The organism is Streptomyces sp. NPDC006655, from assembly GCF_040703965.1.
GTDB lineage: Bacteria > Actinomycetota > Actinomycetes > Streptomycetales > Streptomycetaceae > Streptomyces.
Window position 1 is genome coordinate 5,036 of record NZ_JBEYJU010000089.1, and the last position, 15,387, is coordinate 20,422.

The 15,387-nt window shown below is 72.1% G+C and carries 19 protein-coding genes; 8 read left to right on the plus strand and 11 right to left on the minus strand.

Features of this window, described 5'->3' with window-relative positions:
• Positions 1-605: 605 nt before the first annotated feature.
• Together AB0958_RS35050 and AB0958_RS35055 are read left to right on the plus strand one after the other, a co-directional pair.
• Positions 606-1,247: a hypothetical protein gene (locus tag AB0958_RS35050; protein ID WP_366894511.1), complete on the plus strand. Its 642-nt coding sequence runs from the start codon at positions 606-608 to the stop codon at positions 1,245-1,247.
• Between the two features lie 83 nt (positions 1,248-1,330).
• Positions 1,331-1,690, plus strand: a complete 360-nt coding sequence (locus AB0958_RS35055) for a hypothetical protein (RefSeq protein WP_360567610.1) — start codon at positions 1,331-1,333, stop codon at positions 1,688-1,690.
• Between the two features lie 140 nt (positions 1,691-1,830).
• On the opposite strand, the gene AB0958_RS35060 is transcribed toward AB0958_RS35055, so the two are convergent.
• The 3 genes from AB0958_RS35060 to AB0958_RS35070 form a co-directional block, all read right to left on the minus strand.
• Positions 1,831-2,202 carry a roadblock/LC7 domain-containing protein gene (locus AB0958_RS35060; protein WP_366894512.1) on the minus strand — a complete coding sequence of 124 codons (372 nt, stop codon included), beginning with the start codon at positions 2,200-2,202 and terminating at the stop codon, positions 1,831-1,833.
• A gap of 73 nt (positions 2,203-2,275) precedes the next feature.
• Positions 2,276-3,070, minus strand: a complete 795-nt coding sequence (locus AB0958_RS35065) for a hypothetical protein (RefSeq protein ID WP_366894513.1) — start codon at positions 3,068-3,070, stop codon at positions 2,276-2,278.
• Positions 3,067-3,429 carry a hypothetical protein gene (locus AB0958_RS35070; RefSeq protein WP_366894514.1) on the minus strand — a complete coding sequence of 121 codons (363 nt, stop codon included), beginning with the start codon at positions 3,427-3,429 and terminating at the stop codon, positions 3,067-3,069. The genes AB0958_RS35065 and AB0958_RS35070 overlap by 4 nt, the downstream gene beginning before the upstream one ends.
• A gap of 163 nt (positions 3,430-3,592) precedes the next feature.
• On the opposite strand from AB0958_RS35070, the gene AB0958_RS35075 reads away from it, so the two are divergent.
• The 3 genes from AB0958_RS35075 to AB0958_RS35085 all read left to right on the plus strand — a co-directional run bounded on the left by AB0958_RS35075 (position 3,593) and on the right by AB0958_RS35085 (position 6,079).
• Positions 3,593-3,958: a hypothetical protein gene (locus AB0958_RS35075; protein ID WP_366894515.1), complete on the plus strand. Its 366-nt coding sequence runs from the start codon at positions 3,593-3,595 to the stop codon at positions 3,956-3,958.
• 72 nt (positions 3,959-4,030) lie between these two features.
• Complete coding sequence (gene hemB / locus AB0958_RS35080; protein WP_366894516.1) at positions 4,031-5,023, plus strand: porphobilinogen synthase; 993 nt, start codon at positions 4,031-4,033, stop codon at positions 5,021-5,023.
• Positions 5,024-5,176: 153 nt separating this feature from the next.
• A complete protein-coding gene (locus tag AB0958_RS35085) occupies positions 5,177-6,079 on the plus strand; it encodes an SAM-dependent methyltransferase (RefSeq protein ID WP_366894517.1) in 903 nt (300 codons plus the stop codon).
• Positions 6,080-6,095: 16 nt separating this feature from the next.
• Here the strand turns inward: AB0958_RS35085 and AB0958_RS35090 are convergent, their stop codons facing one another.
• The gene (locus AB0958_RS35090) at positions 6,096-6,347 is read right to left on the minus strand and encodes a hypothetical protein (RefSeq protein ID WP_366894518.1); all 252 of its coding nucleotides are present in this window, start codon (positions 6,345-6,347) and stop codon (positions 6,096-6,098) included.
• A 296-nt stretch (positions 6,348-6,643) separates the two neighbouring features.
• Between AB0958_RS35090 and AB0958_RS35095 the strand changes: the two genes are divergently transcribed.
• Complete coding sequence (locus tag AB0958_RS35095; protein ID WP_366894519.1) at positions 6,644-7,849, plus strand: PLP-dependent aminotransferase family protein; 1,206 nt, start codon at positions 6,644-6,646, stop codon at positions 7,847-7,849.
• A 9-nt stretch (positions 7,850-7,858) separates the two neighbouring features.
• Here AB0958_RS35095 and AB0958_RS35100 read toward each other — a convergent pair whose 3' ends face one another.
• From AB0958_RS35100 to AB0958_RS35110, 3 genes are read right to left on the minus strand one after another with little or no spacing between them, the layout of a single operon-like run.
• Entirely contained in the window at positions 7,859-8,632 is a 774-nt protein-coding gene (locus tag AB0958_RS35100; RefSeq protein WP_366894520.1) for a DUF4253 domain-containing protein, read from the minus strand.
• Between the two features lie 46 nt (positions 8,633-8,678).
• Positions 8,679-8,924, minus strand: a complete 246-nt coding sequence (locus tag AB0958_RS35105) for a DUF397 domain-containing protein (protein ID WP_366894521.1) — start codon at positions 8,922-8,924, stop codon at positions 8,679-8,681.
• Positions 8,921-9,748, minus strand: coding sequence for a helix-turn-helix transcriptional regulator (locus AB0958_RS35110; RefSeq protein WP_366894522.1), 828 nt, complete (start codon positions 9,746-9,748; stop codon positions 8,921-8,923). Before AB0958_RS35110 ends, AB0958_RS35105 begins: the two co-directional genes overlap by 4 nt.
• Before the next feature lie 113 nt (positions 9,749-9,861).
• Between AB0958_RS35110 and AB0958_RS35115 the strand changes: the two genes are divergently transcribed.
• Positions 9,862-10,317, plus strand: a complete 456-nt coding sequence (locus AB0958_RS35115; RefSeq protein ID WP_366894523.1) for an ATP-binding protein — start codon at positions 9,862-9,864, stop codon at positions 10,315-10,317.
• A gap of 67 nt (positions 10,318-10,384) precedes the next feature.
• Positions 10,385-10,612, plus strand: coding sequence for a hypothetical protein (locus AB0958_RS35120; RefSeq protein WP_366894524.1), 228 nt, complete (start codon positions 10,385-10,387; stop codon positions 10,610-10,612).
• Between the two features lie 50 nt (positions 10,613-10,662).
• On the opposite strand, the gene AB0958_RS35125 is transcribed toward AB0958_RS35120, so the two are convergent.
• The 4 genes from AB0958_RS35125 to AB0958_RS35140 all read right to left on the minus strand — a co-directional run bounded on the left by AB0958_RS35125 (position 10,663) and on the right by AB0958_RS35140 (position 15,353).
• On the minus strand, positions 10,663-11,607 hold the full coding sequence (locus AB0958_RS35125; protein ID WP_366894525.1) for an acetylhydrolase: 945 nt from the start codon (positions 11,605-11,607) through the stop codon (positions 10,663-10,665).
• A 289-nt stretch (positions 11,608-11,896) separates the two neighbouring features.
• A complete protein-coding gene (locus AB0958_RS35130; protein WP_366894526.1) occupies positions 11,897-14,149 on the minus strand; it encodes an FtsX-like permease family protein in 2,253 nt (750 codons plus the stop codon).
• Positions 14,146-14,832, minus strand: a complete 687-nt coding sequence (locus AB0958_RS35135; protein WP_366894527.1) for an ABC transporter ATP-binding protein — start codon at positions 14,830-14,832, stop codon at positions 14,146-14,148. Before AB0958_RS35135 ends, AB0958_RS35130 begins: the two co-directional genes overlap by 4 nt.
• On the minus strand, positions 14,829-15,353 hold the full coding sequence (locus tag AB0958_RS35140) for a PadR family transcriptional regulator (RefSeq protein ID WP_366894528.1): 525 nt from the start codon (positions 15,351-15,353) through the stop codon (positions 14,829-14,831). The genes AB0958_RS35135 and AB0958_RS35140 overlap by 4 nt, the downstream gene beginning before the upstream one ends.
• Positions 15,354-15,387 lie beyond the last annotated feature (34 nt).

Consider the following 15,387-nt stretch of genomic DNA (forward strand, 5'->3'; position numbering starts at 1 on the left):
CACAGGACGGCGACCGAGCCGCCGCCCACCACAGGACGGCGACCGAGCCGCCGCCCACCACAGGACGGCGACCGAGCCGCCGCCCACCACAGGACGGCGACCGAGCCGCCGCCCACCACAGGACGGCGACCGAGCCGCCGCCCACCACAGGACGGCAACCGACCCGCCGCCCACCGGCCGGGCACGCGAGCACGGACCACGCGCCCACCGGCCCGACACCCGACCCACCACCCACGGCCGGGCCCACCCCGACCACCCCGCCGGCCACCGAGCAACCGCCGGCTGACGCTTCAGCGCCCCGGCGCCCCGGGCGCCCGGCGCCCCGGTGGGGTGGGTTGGCTCGGCCTACCCGGCGGTAGGGGCGTCGGTCGCGTTGTTTACCCCTCTGACCTGGGTTGATCAACAATTCCGACGCTCCCAGAGTGGTTGCCGAACGGTCCGCTCCGCCGCCGGTGACCTCCCCCCGGTCCGGCGGCGCAGCGGTCGCCGGGCCGGCCCTCCCACCCACGAGGGCCGGCCAGAGAAAGACACGCACGTGCAGTTCCCCGACCGTGTCAGCCGCGGCTCTCCCCGCAGGGGGAAGCCGGCACCCACTGGAGTACTCGATGCGATTCCCGCTCCGCACCACCTCCCCCTCCCGCCGCCTCGCCCGCAGCGGCGGCGCCGTCGCCGCCCTCGCCCTCGGCGCCTCCCTCATGGCGGCTCCGCAGTCGTACGCCGCCGACTCGCCCACCACGAAGCAACTCCTCGACGCCTGCAGCTGGGCCGACCTGTGCGAGTTCCACCCGCAGAGCTACTCGACGTACACCGGCCCCAACCACCAGGTCGGCTCCACGGCGTACAACTGCGCAAGCCAGACCAACCAGCACCGCATCGACTGGTCCGACACGACCGCCTCCACCAACTCGGTCGGGGTGTCGATCACGGCGTCCGCGAAGTTCTGGGAGGTCTACGAGGTCTCCGTCGAGACCAGTTATCGGCACGACTGGACCACCTCGCACACCGACACCGAGAGCGACACCGTCAACATCCCGGCCGGCTACAAGGGCTGGATCGAGCGCGGCACCGCCAAGCAGAAGGCCACCGGCTGGTACGAGATCCACTTCGGCAGCCGCTACTACGGCCACTACATCTGGTACGTCAACGACTACGTGTCGACCGGGTTCAACAACGACAACCCCAAGGCCGGCTACGTCAACTTCAAGGACGCCAGGATGACCTCCGCCGAGCGCGCCGCGCACTGCTGAACCCCACAGGACAGCGGGCGGCCCCGCGTCTCTTCCCTTCCCGTCCACCCGACCACCGTCCCGCCCGGAAAGGCACGAACGACATGGGTACCCTCCGCCGAAAGCTCACCGTCGCCGCGCTCGCCGTGGCCTCCGCCGTCGGGGTCCTGGCGACGCCCGCGACGGCCGACGCCGCCGACGCCTACGTCCAGCTCAGGGTCTGCAACGACAACGGCGCGGCCCTGCGGTTCTACCTCGTCGGCTACAACGACCACGGCGACTGGGTCGGCTCCCGGTTCTGGGACGTCCCGGCCAACGGCTGCACCACGGCCGCGGACTACTGGTGGGGGACCGACCGCTCCGTCGAGTTCCACTACGTCCGCCCGCCGGCCGGCTGGTCCTGGCACCAGGTGTACGTGCCGAAGGCCCACGACGGCAGCACCTGGACGTTCCACCAGTCGTAGGCAGGACCGACCCCACCGACCGCTCAGGGCCCGGCGCACCCACCGGGTCCTGAGCCGTGCCGTAGGGACTTCTGTCCTCGCAGGAGCGTGTCCGCGCTCGTCGACACGTGTCAGGCCGGGCGGTGGCAGCTCGGGCGGTGTCAGGCCGGGTCGTTGTCGAGGACCTTCGTCAGGTCCGCGACCGTCGTGGGGATCTCGCGGTCGAAGGCGAGGCCGTCCAGGCCCTCGTCCGTGACCACCGCGAGCAGGGCCCGGTTGCCGACCGCCGTGACGACGACGTGGCCCGCGCCGCACTGGGCCGTGACCTGGCGCAGCGTGCCGGTGTGGCCCTGGTCGGCCAGGCGGTGCCCGAGGGAGAGGGCGGCGGCGGCCACCGCGGCCATGGACTCGGGATGCGTCTTGTCGGCGTCACTGGCCACCACCAGGCCGTCGACGGTGGCCAGAATGGTCTCGGACACGCCCATCACCCGGTCGCGCAACGAGACGAGGATGTCCTGCACGGGGTCGTTCATGATGGCTTCTTCCTGTGGTGCGTGGGCCGTTGCCCCAGATCTAGGGCCCTTCTGATGGATCTCCGCGGCGTCCCTAGCGCTTGCGGCGGGGGAGCGGGGTCGCCGACGGCCGGGGTGCTGCCGCCGAGGTGTGGGGTGGGGTGCGCGGGGCCGTGCTGGGCCGGTCGGAGGCGGTGGCCGCCAGGGGCTGGAGGAAGCCGAGGGCGAGCAGGTCGCGGAGGTCGAGCATGACCGCGAACAGGCCGCGGCCGAGGGTGAACGCGATGTCCCGGGGGGTGCGCCGGCCGTCGGCGGTGGTCAGGACGGCTCGATGGCGGGAGGAGAGGCGGGCGAGGCGCGCCGGGTCGCCGGCCGCCGGGGCCGGTGCCAGGCGGTCGCGGGCGAAGCGGGCGGTGGCGCCGCGCTCGTTCGCGAGCAACCGGATGCGGCGGGACGTCTCGCCGACCATGCGGGCGGGCGGTACCGCCGTGCCCGTGTCGAGGTGGGGGCGGGGCTCGGCCGCCTCCCAGCCCTCCGGTCGGGTCAGCGCCAGCGCGAAGGCCGCGTCGAAGAGAGCGGCCTGGCCGGTGATCTCCAGTTCCGCGGCGCCGAGGAGTCCCCGGGCGACCAGTTCGCGGGCCAGGTGGGCGGGGTCGGTACCGGTGGCGCGGAGGGCCGTCCAGTCCTCCTCGGCGATCCGGCGGGACTTGAGGAGGAGGACCTCGACGCCCGGGGCGGCCGGCGTCTCCATGGCCACGACCAGGCCGTGGCGGACGTGGATGACCCCGCCGGGGCTGCCCGAGACCAGCACGGTGGCGGAATCCTTCCGCGTGTGCAGGGCGGTCAGGAGCGCGGGGACGTTGCGGGGCGGTGCCGTCTCCAGGGTCATACGAGCAGCCGGCCCGTGCGCTCGGCCAGGTCGCGCAGCACCCAGGTGATGTTGGTCCGGTCCCGGTCCACCAGGGCGAACAGCAGGAGCGGATCGCCGCCCTGGCGTTCGACCACGGTGGTCACATGGTGCTGGCCGGCGGTCGTGACGACGATGCTCTCCAACGCGCCGACCGAACCGGCCTGGTTGAGGTGTGTGGTCGCCAAGTGGGCGGTGGCCTGGGCGTCCTGGGCGGCCGACGTGGCGCCTTCCGCGCCGTGCTCGGCGTAGGTGAGGCCGGTGACGCCGTCCAGGAGGGCGGCCGCGGTCACACCGGGCGTTCCCGCGACGTCGTGCAGGACGGAGTCGAGCGAAGCCATGAGTTCCCCCTCCTGACGCTCGCTTCGCACAGTACTTTATTGCCAACTCTTGCAACACCGGCCAAAGATGATGCTTATTCAGACCCGAAAGGGTCGGGAAGCAACCTGGTCCGGACCTGTTGCGTCCGGGGCGACCCACGTACGGAAGATCGAGGGCACCAGCGTGAACATCGAGACAACGCTCAAGGAAGCCATGAGCATCGACGGCGCCCTCGGGGTCGCCCTCGTCGACTACGAGAGCGGCATGTCCCTCGGGGCGCTGGGCGGCGGTCCGCACCTGGACCTGGAGCTGGCGGCGGCCGGCAACACCGAGGTCGTCCGGGCCAAGAAGCGCACCCTGAAGTCCATCGGCCTGGACGAGGAGATCGAGGACATCCTGATCACGCTCAGCGGCCAGTACCACCTGATCCGCCCGCTGCCCAAGGCCGGCGGCTCGCTCTTCCTCTACCTCGCCCTGGACCGCGGCCGCAGCAACCTCGCCCTGGCCAGGCACAGCCTCAAGAAGCTCGAATCCGAGCTGGAGATCTGAGCCGCCCGGCCGCCGGGGGCGCCGACGGGGCGTCGGCAAAGGTGCGTGGGGTGCGGGCGTAGCGTAGAGGGCATGACGAAGTACGGCTCTTTTCCCGGTTCGCGTCCCCGGCGGCTGCGGACCAGCCCCGTCATGCGGCGCATGGTCGCCGAGACCCGGCTGCACCCCGCGGACTTCATCCTCCCGGCGTTCGTCCGGGAGGGCGTGAGCGAGCCCGTGCCGATCGCCGCCATGCCCGGTGTCGTCCAGCACACCCGGGACACCCTGAAGAAGGCGGCCGCGGAGGCGGTCGAGGCGGGGATCTCCGGGATCATGCTGTTCGGTGTGCCGGAGGAGGACAAGAAGGACGCCCTCGGCACGCCCGGCACCGATCCGGACGGGATCCTCCAGGTGGCGCTGCGGGACGTGCGGGCCGAGGTCGGGGACGACCTGCTCGTGATGTCCGACCTGTGCCTCGACGAGACCGTCGACCACGGGCACTGCGGTGTCCTCGACGCCGAGGGCCGCGTCGACAACGACGCCACCCTGGAGCGGTACGCCGAGATGGCCCAGGTGCAGGCCGACGCGGGCGCCCATGTCGTCGGGCCCAGCGGGATGATGGACGGGCAGATCGGCGTCGTCCGTGACGCGCTCGACCAGATCGGCCGCGAGGACGTCGCGATCCTCGCCTACACCGCGAAGTACGCCTCCGCCTTCTACGGCCCGTTCCGCGAGGCCGTCGGCTCCTCCTTGAAGGGCGACCGCAAGACCTACCAGCAGGACCCCGCCAACGCGCGTGAGTCGCTGCGGGAGCTGGCCCTGGACCTGGAGGAGGGCGCCGACATGGTGATGGTCAAGCCGGCCGGCCCCTACCTGGACATCCTCGCGCGGGTCGCCGACTCCGTGGACGTGCCGGTGGCCGCCTACCAGATCTCCGGCGAGTACTCGATGGTCGAGGCCGCCGCCGAGAAGGGCTGGATCGACCGCGAGCGGGCCATCCTGGAGACCCTGACGGGCATCAGGCGGGCCGGCGCGCAGAACATCCTCACCTATTGGGCGGTGGAGGCCGCGCGGCTGCTGCGCTGAGCCGTCCCGCCCCCGCTTCACCTCGCTCCTCCCTCGCTTCTCCTGGGCGGGCGCGATCAAGTCGCTTTCGGAGTTAGGTTGTTGACGAGCGATTGCTGATCGTTCGAGGAAGACCTCTGCCGTTCCTCCGCGCCGACCGCCCAGGAGACACCCATGTCCGGTGACGCCCTCGACCAGGACCCCGCCGAGCTGCGAAGGAGGATCGACAACACCAAGGCGCACCCGGCCCGGGTCTACGACGTCTTCCTCGGCGGCAAGGACAACTACCCCGTCGACCGGGCCGCCGCGGCCGCCGCGCTCGCCGCCAACCCGCGCGGCTACCTCGACGTCCGGCACAACCGCGACTTCCTGCGCCGCGCGGTGACCAGGCTCGTCGCCCAGGACGGCATCCGCCAGTTCCTCGACGTCGGCACCGGCCTGCCGACCGCCGAGAACGTCCACCAGATCGCCCAGCGGATCATCCCCGACTCCCGGGTCGTCTACGTCGACAACGACCCGGTCGTCCTCGCCCACGCCCGCGCCCTGCTCACCAGCGGGCCCGAGGGCCGCACCGACTACATCGACGCCGACTTCAAGAACCCGGCGGAGATCCTCGAACAGGCCGCGAAGACCCTCGACTTCGACCAGCCCGTCGCCCTGTGCCTGGTCGCGATCCTGCACTTCGTGGCGGACGAGGAGGCCTACCCGATCGTGTCCCAGCTCCTGGACGCCCTGCCGTCCGGCAGCCGGCTGGTGCTCAGCCACCTCACCGAGGACCTCAACCCGGAGAACATCCGCGCGGTCCAGCGGACGTACACGGAGCGCGGCTTCACCTTCGTGCTGCGCTCCCGGGCCGAGGTCGAACGCTTCTTCACCGAGAACGGTCTGGAGCTCGCCGCCCCCGGCGTGGTCCCCGTGCACCACTGGCACGCCGACGGCGCGGCCCCGGTCCCCGACCAGCCGGAACCCGCCTACCTGGACTCCCTCGACGACATCGAGAAGGTCCGCTACGCCGACATCAACGACGTCACCGACGCCGACATCAACGTCTACGCGGGCGTCGGCACCAAGGGCTGAGACCAGGGGCGGCGGGTTACCGCTGCGGTCGGGGTCGGGTGCCGGCCCAGCGGACGTCGGTGTCCGCGGGCCGCCGGGTTCCGGTGACGGTGGGACCGGAGTGGGTCGTGTCGCCGGGGCGTGTGAGGGAGGCGGCGGACGGGCCTTCGTCGCGTACGCCCTGTCCGTCCCGGCATCCGGTGAGGGTGCTCGCGGTGACCAGCGCCAGGACGGCCGCCGCGAGGAGACGGCGGCGGCCGCGGGCCGGGGCGGAGTGCGTGGCGGACATGCGAGGGCTCCCTTGACGTTCTCGGCGTGGTCGGCGGTCCCGAAGCATCCTCAGCCTGTGGCGCGACCCGCCCGCGTCACCAGACTTCACGGGAGATTCGGGACGCCCGTACCCGGCCCACCTCGCTGACCTGGCACGTTCCCGGCCCCTGGGACGGCGGTACGGGACGCCCGAGGCCCCGGCGCGAGCCCGGCACCGCCCGTCCGCATCGCGGAATCACAGGTGTAGACGGCACGTACCTCTCTACGCTCCCGCCAGGACGAGGATCAAGACGAGGACCAGCCAAGGAGCCGCCCATGACCGTCACGCCCGCCCCCGCCCCCGCGCCCGCCGCGCTGCCCCCGCTCGCGGCCCGCAGCCGCAGTGTCGGCGGTTCGCCCGTGCGGGACATCCTGGCGGTGACCGCACGCCCCGAGGTCATCAACTTCGCGGGCGGCCTGCCCGCCCCGGAACTGTTCGACCGGGAGGGCATAGCGGCCGTCTTCCGAGCGGTCCTTGAGGAGACCCCGGAGCGGGCGTTGCAGTACTCCACCACGGAGGGCGAGCCCACGCTGCGCGCCGGACTGGCCGCCCGCCTCAGCACCCGGGGCCTGCCCACCGACGCCGACGACCTGCTGATCACCACCGGCTCCCAGCAGGCCCTCTCCCTGCTGGCGACCGCGCTCGTCGACCCCGGGGACACGGTCCTGGTCGAGAGCCCCTGCTACCTGGCGGCACTCCAGGTGTTCGGACTGGCCGGCGCGCGCGTCCTGCCCGTCCCCTGCGACGCCGACGGCGTCGACCCCGCCGCCCTGGCCGAACTGATCCGCACCGAGCGGCCCAAACTCCTCTACCTCGTCCCGACCTTCCAGAACCCCACCGGCCGCACCATGCCCGCCACCCGCCGCGCCGACCTCGCCGAGACCGCCGCCCGGCACGGCCTGTGGATCGTCGAGGACGACCCCTACGGCGACCTGCGCTACGACGGCGAACGCGTCCCCTGGATCGCGTCCCTGCCCGCCGCCGCGGACCGTACCGTCCTGCTCGGCTCCTTCTCCAAGGTCATGGCCCCCGGCCTGCGCCTCGGCTGGCTGCGCGCCCCCGACGCCCTGCGCCGGGCCTGCGCGGTCGCCAAGCAGGCGGCCGACCTGCACACCCCGACCGTCAACCAGCTGGCCGCCGCCCGCTACCTGGACGTCCTGGACGGTCACGTCGCCAAGGTCCGCGCGGTGTACGGCGAACGCCGGGACGCCATGCTCGCCGGCCTCGCCGACGCCCTCCCGGCAGGATCCGTCTGGAACCGGCCCGAGGGCGGCATGTTCCTCTGGGCCCGGCTCCCGGAGTCGTACGACACCACCGCCCTGCTGCGGCGCGCGGTGGACCACCTGGTGGCCTACGTCCCCGGCGAGCCCTTCTACGCCGCCGACCCCGACCGCGCCACCCTGCGCCTGTGCTTCGTGACGCAGACACCGCAGGAGATCGGCGAGGGCCTGCGCAGACTGGCCGGGGCCCTCAGGAGCTAGCGGGTCCGGTCAGTCCCACCAGAAGTGCCAGAACCGCTCGCCGACCAGCTGCTCGGCGTACGACGAGAGGGTGTCGTCGCTGCCGGGCAGCACGGCGTAGGGGCAGAACGCGAAGTGCTCGGCGGCGATCGCCTCCGCCGTGTCCAGGTCGGTGGGCGGGGCGGCGACGGAGACGGCGAGGTGGTCCAGGCCGAGGGCCACCACCCGTATCCCGAACCGGTCCTCCCAGGAGCGCAGCACCGCGCACAGCCGGGCCACGTCCTCCTCGTGGTTGACCGGCCCGCTCCAGCCGATCGCCGCCGGTATGTCCGCGCTGCGCCGCGCCGGCACCAGCGCCAGGTGCGGCTCCTTCAGCCAGGGCCGTCCCTGGCTGAGCGCGTCCGCGACCTCGGCGGCCCGCGCGTCCGGGTCGGCGACCAGCGCGCCGGCGGGGGCAAGCCCCGGCCACTCCTCGCCCTCCGGCGGGTCCTCCTCCCAGGCGTCCTCCAGCACGTCCTCGGCGTCGTGGTCACCGGGGTACGACGTCTCGCCGGGCGCGAAGTCCCAGTCGTCCAGCTCGGACACGTCGACGAGGACCGGCAGCAGGCCCGCCCGCCCGGCCTGCGCACCCAGCGCCGTCCAGGTACCGGGCCCCGCGGGCTGACCCGCGTGCCACAACAGGGGTTCGTGCCAGGGCCCGCAGAGCGTCGCGTCGATCAGTCTCCCGGGCGGGAGCTGCAACCCCAGGGACCGACCACTCGGATCGGTCGCCAGCTTGGGCAGCGGGTTGGGAAGAGTCGCCATGGCAGTGAACTGTAGAGCCCGCCACTGACAACGCCGCCGGGCACGGCTACTTGAGGGCGGCGGTGAAGGCGGCCCAGGGGGCGGGGCCGAGCGCGAGGGCCGGGGCGTCGGGGGAGGGGTCGTTCTTGGAGTCCCGGACGTGGACGACGTGGGGGCAGGCGGCGACCTCGATGCACTCGCCGCCTTCGTCACCGCTGTAGCTCGACTTCCGCCAGGCGAGGGCGACTTCGATGCACTCGCCGCCTTCGTCACTGCTGTAGCTCGACTTGAACCACTGAAGTGCGGTGCTCATTGCTCTCCTAGCAGACGGCCCAGCAGGCCGTACGACTCCAGAGGGGACAGGGCCTGTGCTCGCAGCATCGCATACTTGCGCGCCAGCCTGGACACCTCGTCCGCGTCGGAAACCCACTGGCTGCCGCGTTGGCCCTCGATGTAGGCCAGGTGCTGATGGTCCGGTGTCTCCAGGAGGACGAAGGGACCAGCCAGCCCCGCGTGGGAGGCAGCGGAAGTCGGCATGAACTGCAGGGACACACAGGGAAGTTCGGCCGCCGCACGAAGATGACGGAGTTGCCCCATGCGTACCTCCGATCCGCCGAAGGCGAGGTGCAGCACCGGCTCCCATACGACGAAGCTGACCGTCGGTGGATTCCTGCGGCGCAGGATGTCCTGGCGCTCGATGCGCGCCGTCGTCTTCGGCTCGATCTCCTCCTCGTCGTACGCCGGAACCCGCTCCCGCAGGACGGCTTCGGCGTAGGCCCTCGTCTGGAGGAGTCCGGGCAGCACCTGGTTCGCGTACGAGGACAGGGCGATCGCCTCGCGTTCGTGCTCCATGTACAGCTCGGCCCACATGGGGAACTGGTCGACGTCCGGCAGGTTGGCCACCCCCGCCGTCAACACGCCCTTCGTGTCCAGTACTTCGTCCAGTCGCGCCGCCGTGTCCGGTTTCAGTGCCCGGCGGCCCTGTTCGATGGACGCGATCGTCTGGTCGTCGAGGCCCACCCGGAGGCCCAGCTCGGTCTGGGTCAGACCGGCCGCCCGGCGGGCCGTGCCCAGCTGCTTGCCGAGCATCTTCAACGACGTCTGGTTCTTCGGCCGCGGCGGCTTCTTCGCGCTCATGTCGGTCTCAATCCCCTGGGGCACGCGTACGTCACCGGGTGGGAACCCGTACAAAAAATCCGTACGGGTCCACTCTCTGCACCACCGTAGTGACTCTGCGCGACATTCGTCCCGTGAACGACCGAAACGAACTCCTCTACCCTCGCGAACAGTTCTACGCCCGGGAGCGCCGATCCGTGCCCGCCGCCAGGCGGTTCGCCGCGCAGTCGCTCAGGTGCTGGGGTCTGGCGGACTGGGCCCGCGCCGCCGACCTGTCGCTGTGCGTGAGCGAGTTGGCCACGAACGCCCTCCTGCACGGGGTGCCGCCCGGCCGTGGCTTCCTGCTGCGGCTGCGGTACGACGGCGAGGCCGTCCGCGTCGAGGTGCACGACAGCGGGCCGGGCCTGCCGACGCCCACCGAGCCGTCGGACGACGCGGACGAGGGCGGCCGCGGGCTGCTGCTGGTCGGGGCCCTCGCCGACAAGTGGGGGGTGGCGGAGCGGGAGCTCGGCAAGGTGGTGTGGGCCGAGTTCGAGTCCGCGCGTGAGGCGGCGGACGGCAATCTCTCGGCCTTCGTCGCCCGGGCCTAAGGGATCAGTCGTTGCGAGACGCGATGGCGCTGCACGCCGAGGACAGCGCCCGTATCGGAGACGACCTGTGCGGCAACTGAAGCGTGGTCAGGTGTGGACCGACCACGTGGCCGAGCTGTGCCCCGGCGCGGCCCTCTGCGCGCTGCTGAACACGTCGGGGGAGCGGAGGGAATCGCTGGTGACGGTGCGGGTGACGACTCCGCTCAGGGGAGTGGTCCTGGCTCCCCACGGGGACGTTCCCGGCGAGCAGATGGAACGCGTGGACGTCGCGTTGCGGGCGGTGCTCAGTCTCTGACGCTTGCCACCGTGAGCAGTTGGTCGGCCCGGCTCCCGGTGGCGCACGCGTCATGGAAGGAACTTCACCTCCGGGAAGGCCGCGCTCGGGCCGTCGAGAAGATGCCCCCCGCGGTGCCGCAGGTGCAGGTCGAAGAAGGCCGGCGGATAGGCCTGTTGGATCCGTACCGACCGGACCGGGTCGAGGGTGCCGATCCAGTCCTGGATCTGCTGGTCGGTCATGCCGAGGATCTTGCCCGCCTGCGGGATCAGCATCGCGTTGTCGCCGTATGAGTTGTGGATGGCCCCGTCGGCCTGGATGTCGAGCCGCCAGCCGCGAAGGTGCGTCCAGAACGCGGCGACGTCCGGCATGGCGGCCCGGGTGAACACGGCGGTCATCATCATGAACGGCCGGTCCAGATCGGTGGTGATGGTCGGCTGCATCGGGCCGTCGATGCTGAGTCCGGCTCGGACACGCCGGTCGGCGAGCATGGTGAGTGCGGTGGCGGTGCCCCCCTTCGACCAGCCGAACGCGCCGATGCGCCGGGGGTCGAGGGCGCCGAGCAAACCCTGGGGCAGTGGCTTGCCGTCGACGTCGGGGTTGCGGCCGGCTGCGACCCCCTCCACGCAGTCGAGCAGGAACCGGAGGTCCGCCGCGAAGTCCCTAGGAAACATCGGGACGTCGCCCGGGGTGACCACTCGGCCGTCGGGGAACTCGGTGAACGTGTCGTAGGTGTGGTCGACGGTGAACACCACATACCCGTGACTGGCGAGTTCCTGGACCATGACGGTGTGGTCGCCGCGGTGGCTGCCCGAGCCGTGCGAGTACACGATGACGGGCAGGCGGTGGCCCATACGGCGCACGGGTGCGCCCAGGTGCCCGGCGGTGAGCGGGCCGAGGGCGGGGTCGAGGGGGAAGCCGGCGTCTGTCAGCAACGCCCGAAACGCGCCCTCGGTCATCCAAGGGGCGCGCGGCAGGTTCTCCGCCCTACGGGCGGGGTACCAGACGCTGGCCATCAACTCGCGGTGATGCCCCGGACCGGCCACGGGATCCGGGCGTGAGGTGTCGACGAGGTGGAGCGGCACCGTGCCCACCGGATGAGGGCCGGTGGGCGGAGGCAGGGTGAGTCGCGCCGGGCCGGAGGCGGTCGGAGCCGCCCATGCGTGGGACGCGACGCCGAGCGGTACGGCAGTCCCGATTCCAGCGGTCAGCGCAGCCCGGAGCATGCGTCGGCGCGTCATTGGTTGTCGGCTGTCGGACGCCGTGACGGTCATGAATCCTCCCGAGTCTGGGTTTCCTGGCGTGTCAGCCGTTGCGGGCGGTCTCTGGGCCGGTGACGCGTCTGAGCAGGGGGAGAGTCGAGGCGATGATGCCCAGCGAGGCGACGAGGCCGAGAGTGACGAGCGCGTAGTACGCCGCGCCCGGTGACACCAGGTCGTAGCGCATCTGCGATTTCAGGAACAGGGCAGAGGCGGCGAAGGCCGTACCGATCGAGATCGCGGCCACGGCCAGCAGCGGCAGTGTGCTCTCCAGGCCGATCACCCGTTGCAGCACTCCCAGCGGCGCACCGGTGAGCCGCAGCAGTGCGAACGGGCGTCGGCGATCCGACAGGCCCGCCACCACGCTCACCGCGAGGCTGCACCCTGCGATCGGCAGCGTGGTCAGCAGCACCACGTCGGCCAGTTGCCGCCAACCGGCCAGCTCCTGCTGCAAGTCGGTGCCCCAGTCGCCCACCGTTTGGGCCTGGTGGTGCGGGTAGGCGGTGGTGAGCAGGGTCCGTACGCGTTCCATGGCGGCTGTCGACCCGTCGGTGGCCACGTAGACCAGTTGTACGGGCAGCCTCGCGACGGCTGCGGTGCTGATCGCGGCGGCGGGCCACGGCAAGCTCGGATGCGATTGCAGGCTGACGAACGCGTAGAAGTCGACGGCCGTGACGCTCGCTCCGGCCGGGCAGCGGCCCACCATGGGAGTCCCCGCCAGGTCGGAGCAGGTCACCAGGGCCGGCGCCTCCGGGGGCGGACCGCCTGGGTGGACTGTCCGGTGCACCACCTTGCCCACACCGTCGGGGTTCGCGTGGACGACGGCTACCCCCCGCACGCCCGGGATCGCCCGCACCTCGGTGAGCAGCCGTGTCGGGATGGCCCCGGCCAGCGGCGCCTGACCGTCGCCGCCGGCCTCCACCACCGTCCGGGTCTGCCGGTCGCCGCCCAGCGTGCCGCGGTAGTCGTTGATGGTGCCGATGATGCTGACGGTCGCGGTGGTCACGAACAGGGCCAGGACGAGGCCGCTGACCGCGCGGAAGCCGGCCTTCGGGTCGTCGGCGAGCCGCCGCACAGCGATCAGGGCCGCCGGGCGTCGGGTGCGCCGGGCGGCGACCCGGGCAGCGGTCATGGTCAGCCACGGCCCGGCGATCACCAGGCCCAGCATCACCACCAGGAAGCCTGGAAGGTAGGCCGCCGTCTGGCCGTTCCCGGTCGCCGGGCGACGGCCGACGAAGACGAAGTACGCCAGTTCGGCCAGTCCCGCCAGCAGCGGGATCAGCCGCCAGGCGCGCGGCGGACGCGGAGTCACCCGGCGGGTCACGCCGAGCGGGGAGATGGTGACCCGGCGCAGGGCGAGGCGCGCCGCGATCGCCGCCGCGACCGGCACGCCGACGACGACGCCGAGGACCTGCGGGGCGCTGAGCGTCAGATCCGAAAGGAAGAACCGCTGCTGCCCGGTGAGCGGAAGGGTGGCGACCAGCGGGCGCAGCGCGGCGTAGAGCCCGAAGCCGACCACCGTCCCGGCCGCCGCCGCCAGCGCGGACTCGACCGCCGAGAGCAGCGACACCTGCCGGGGGGTGGCGCCGACCAGCCGCATCGCCGCGTACCGCTGTTCGCGCGTGGCGGCGGACAGCCGGGTCGCGGTGGCGATGAAGATCAGCACCGGGAAGATCAGTGCCCCGGCCACCACGGAGGAGATGAGCGTCAGCGCGTCGCCGCGCACCGCGTGGTCCCAGCACGCGTTGTCACAGGGGGATGGCCGGCTGGTGGCGATGGTGGTGACCGCTCTCGCCCCTGGGGCGCCCTTGATCTGGGCGGGGGTACGGCCGATGACGGCGATCAGCGAGTCCGGGGAGGCCAGAGCGGCGTCGCCGATCGTGCCGGTGAGCCGGCCGGGGAAGCGGTCGCCCAGCTGGTCGGCCGGGGTGGCGCGGATCAGCCTGGCCAGTGCGGGAGAGGCGTAGTACTCGCCGGGCGCGGGAAGGTGCGTCAGACCGGGCGGGACGGGCGAGGTCGGGCCGGTCGCGGCGACGTCGACCTCGGTGAGGGACTTCCCGTCGTAGTAGTCGCCGTGCGGCCACCACCACAGCGGGTCCGCCGAGGCCCGCTCGGTACGGCCCGCGGCGCCGGTGTCGAGCCAGACCTGCCGCTGGTTCGTCCGCTCGACGGCGTTCATGCCGGCGAAGGTCGACAGCAGCAGCCCGACGCCGATGGCGACCGCGGCGGCGATCATGGCCAGCCGGGCGAGCGCCTCTCGGCCGCCGCTGACCGCGAGGCGGACGGCGAAGGCGATCACGAGGCCATCCGTCCGGTCGTGAGCAGGCTGGACCTGCCGTCCCGGACCATGGCCTTCTGGTCGGCGTACGCGGCGACCCGGGGTTCGTGGGTCACCAGGACGACGGCGGTGCCCTCCTCGTGGGCCGCGTCCACCATCAGCTCCATCACCCGCTCGCCGGTCAGCGAGTCCAGCGCCCCGGTCGGTTCGTCGGCGAACAGCACCTTCGGCCGGGCCACCAGGCCGCGGGCCAGCGCCACCCGCTGCGCCTGACCTCCCGACAACTCCCCGGAGCGGCGCCGCTCCAGGCCGTCCAGGCCCAGTCTGGCGAACCAGGGCCGGGCCTCGGCGAGGGCAGCCGCCCGGCGCTTGCCGGAGAACAGCAGCGGCAGGGCGACGTTCTCCTCGGCGGTCAGCTCGGGGACGAGCTGACCGAACTGGAAGACGAACCCGAAGACGTCGCGGCGCAGCGCGCTGCGATCCGCCTCGTTCATGGTGTCGATGCGGCGTCCGTCGAAGTGCACCTCGCCGGAGTCCGGGGTGAGGATGCCTGCCAGACAGTGCAGCAGGGTGGACTTCCCCGAGCCGCTCGGGCCCATCACGGCGAACACCTCGCCGGCCTCCACGGCCAGGTCGGCACCGCGCAGCGCGGGGGTCTCGCCGAAGGACAGGGTGAGAGCGCGGGCCTCTATGAGGGCGGTCATGGACGCACCTCCTCGGCGAGCGCGTCCATCCGGGCCGCGGTCACCTCGATCCAGTGCAGGTCGGCCTCCAGGTGGAACAGGCCGTGGTCGGCGAGCAGGACGTCCACGAGCGTGCCGGTGCGGCGCAGCTGGGTCAGTTCGTGCATCCGCTCCAGGTGGGCGGCCCGCTGGGTGTCGAGGTACTGCTGGGCGTCCCGGCCGAGCATCAGGGCCAGCACCACCTTGGTGAACAGCACGGTCTGCAGATTGGGCTCGGGGGCGACCGGCTCGGTGAGCCAGGTCTCGAACTCCGTCGCCCCGGCCTCGGTGATCACGTAGCGCTTGCGCTCGGGGCCGACCCCGGGCTCCGCCTCGCCGGCCATGATCTTCCCGTCCCGCGCCAGCCGGCCGAGCGTTGTGTAGACCTGCCCGTACGGCAGCGGCTTGCCGCGGTTGAAGAAGGTGTCGTAGTCGCGCTTGAGGTCGTAGCCGTGGCTCGGCTCTCGCTCCAACAGCCCCAACAGGGTGAGAGGAACACTCATGCGAGGAACATACACCGGGGATATACTCTGAGTG

Coding starts and splice junctions, on each gene's coding strand:
- AB0958_RS35050 (WP_366894511.1), top strand. CDS start 606: ATGCGATTCCCGCTCCGCACCACCTCCCCCTCCCGCCGCCTCGCCCGC.
- AB0958_RS35055 (WP_360567610.1), top strand. CDS start 1,331: ATGGGTACCCTCCGCCGAAAGCTCACCGTCGCCGCGCTCGCCGTGGCC.
- AB0958_RS35060 (WP_366894512.1), bottom strand. CDS start 2,202: ATGAACGACCCCGTGCAGGACATCCTCGTCTCGTTGCGCGACCGGGTG.
- AB0958_RS35065 (WP_366894513.1), bottom strand. CDS start 3,070: ATGACCCTGGAGACGGCACCGCCCCGCAACGTCCCCGCGCTCCTGACC.
- AB0958_RS35070 (WP_366894514.1), bottom strand. CDS start 3,429: ATGGCTTCGCTCGACTCCGTCCTGCACGACGTCGCGGGAACGCCCGGT.
- hemB (WP_366894516.1), top strand. CDS start 4,031: ATGACGAAGTACGGCTCTTTTCCCGGTTCGCGTCCCCGGCGGCTGCGG.
- AB0958_RS35085 (WP_366894517.1), top strand. CDS start 5,177: ATGTCCGGTGACGCCCTCGACCAGGACCCCGCCGAGCTGCGAAGGAGG.
- AB0958_RS35090 (WP_366894518.1), bottom strand. CDS start 6,347: ATGTCCGCCACGCACTCCGCCCCGGCCCGCGGCCGCCGCCGTCTCCTC.
- AB0958_RS35095 (WP_366894519.1), top strand. CDS start 6,644: ATGACCGTCACGCCCGCCCCCGCCCCCGCGCCCGCCGCGCTGCCCCCG.
- AB0958_RS35100 (WP_366894520.1), bottom strand. CDS start 8,632: ATGGCGACTCTTCCCAACCCGCTGCCCAAGCTGGCGACCGATCCGAGT.
- AB0958_RS35105 (WP_366894521.1), bottom strand. CDS start 8,924: ATGAGCACCGCACTTCAGTGGTTCAAGTCGAGCTACAGCAGTGACGAA.
- AB0958_RS35110 (WP_366894522.1), bottom strand. CDS start 9,748: ATGAGCGCGAAGAAGCCGCCGCGGCCGAAGAACCAGACGTCGTTGAAG.
- AB0958_RS35125 (WP_366894525.1), bottom strand. CDS start 11,607: ATGGCCAGCGTCTGGTACCCCGCCCGTAGGGCGGAGAACCTGCCGCGC.
- AB0958_RS35135 (WP_366894527.1), bottom strand. CDS start 14,832: ATGACCGCCCTCATAGAGGCCCGCGCTCTCACCCTGTCCTTCGGCGAG.
- AB0958_RS35140 (WP_366894528.1), bottom strand. CDS start 15,353: ATGAGTGTTCCTCTCACCCTGTTGGGGCTGTTGGAGCGAGAGCCGAGC.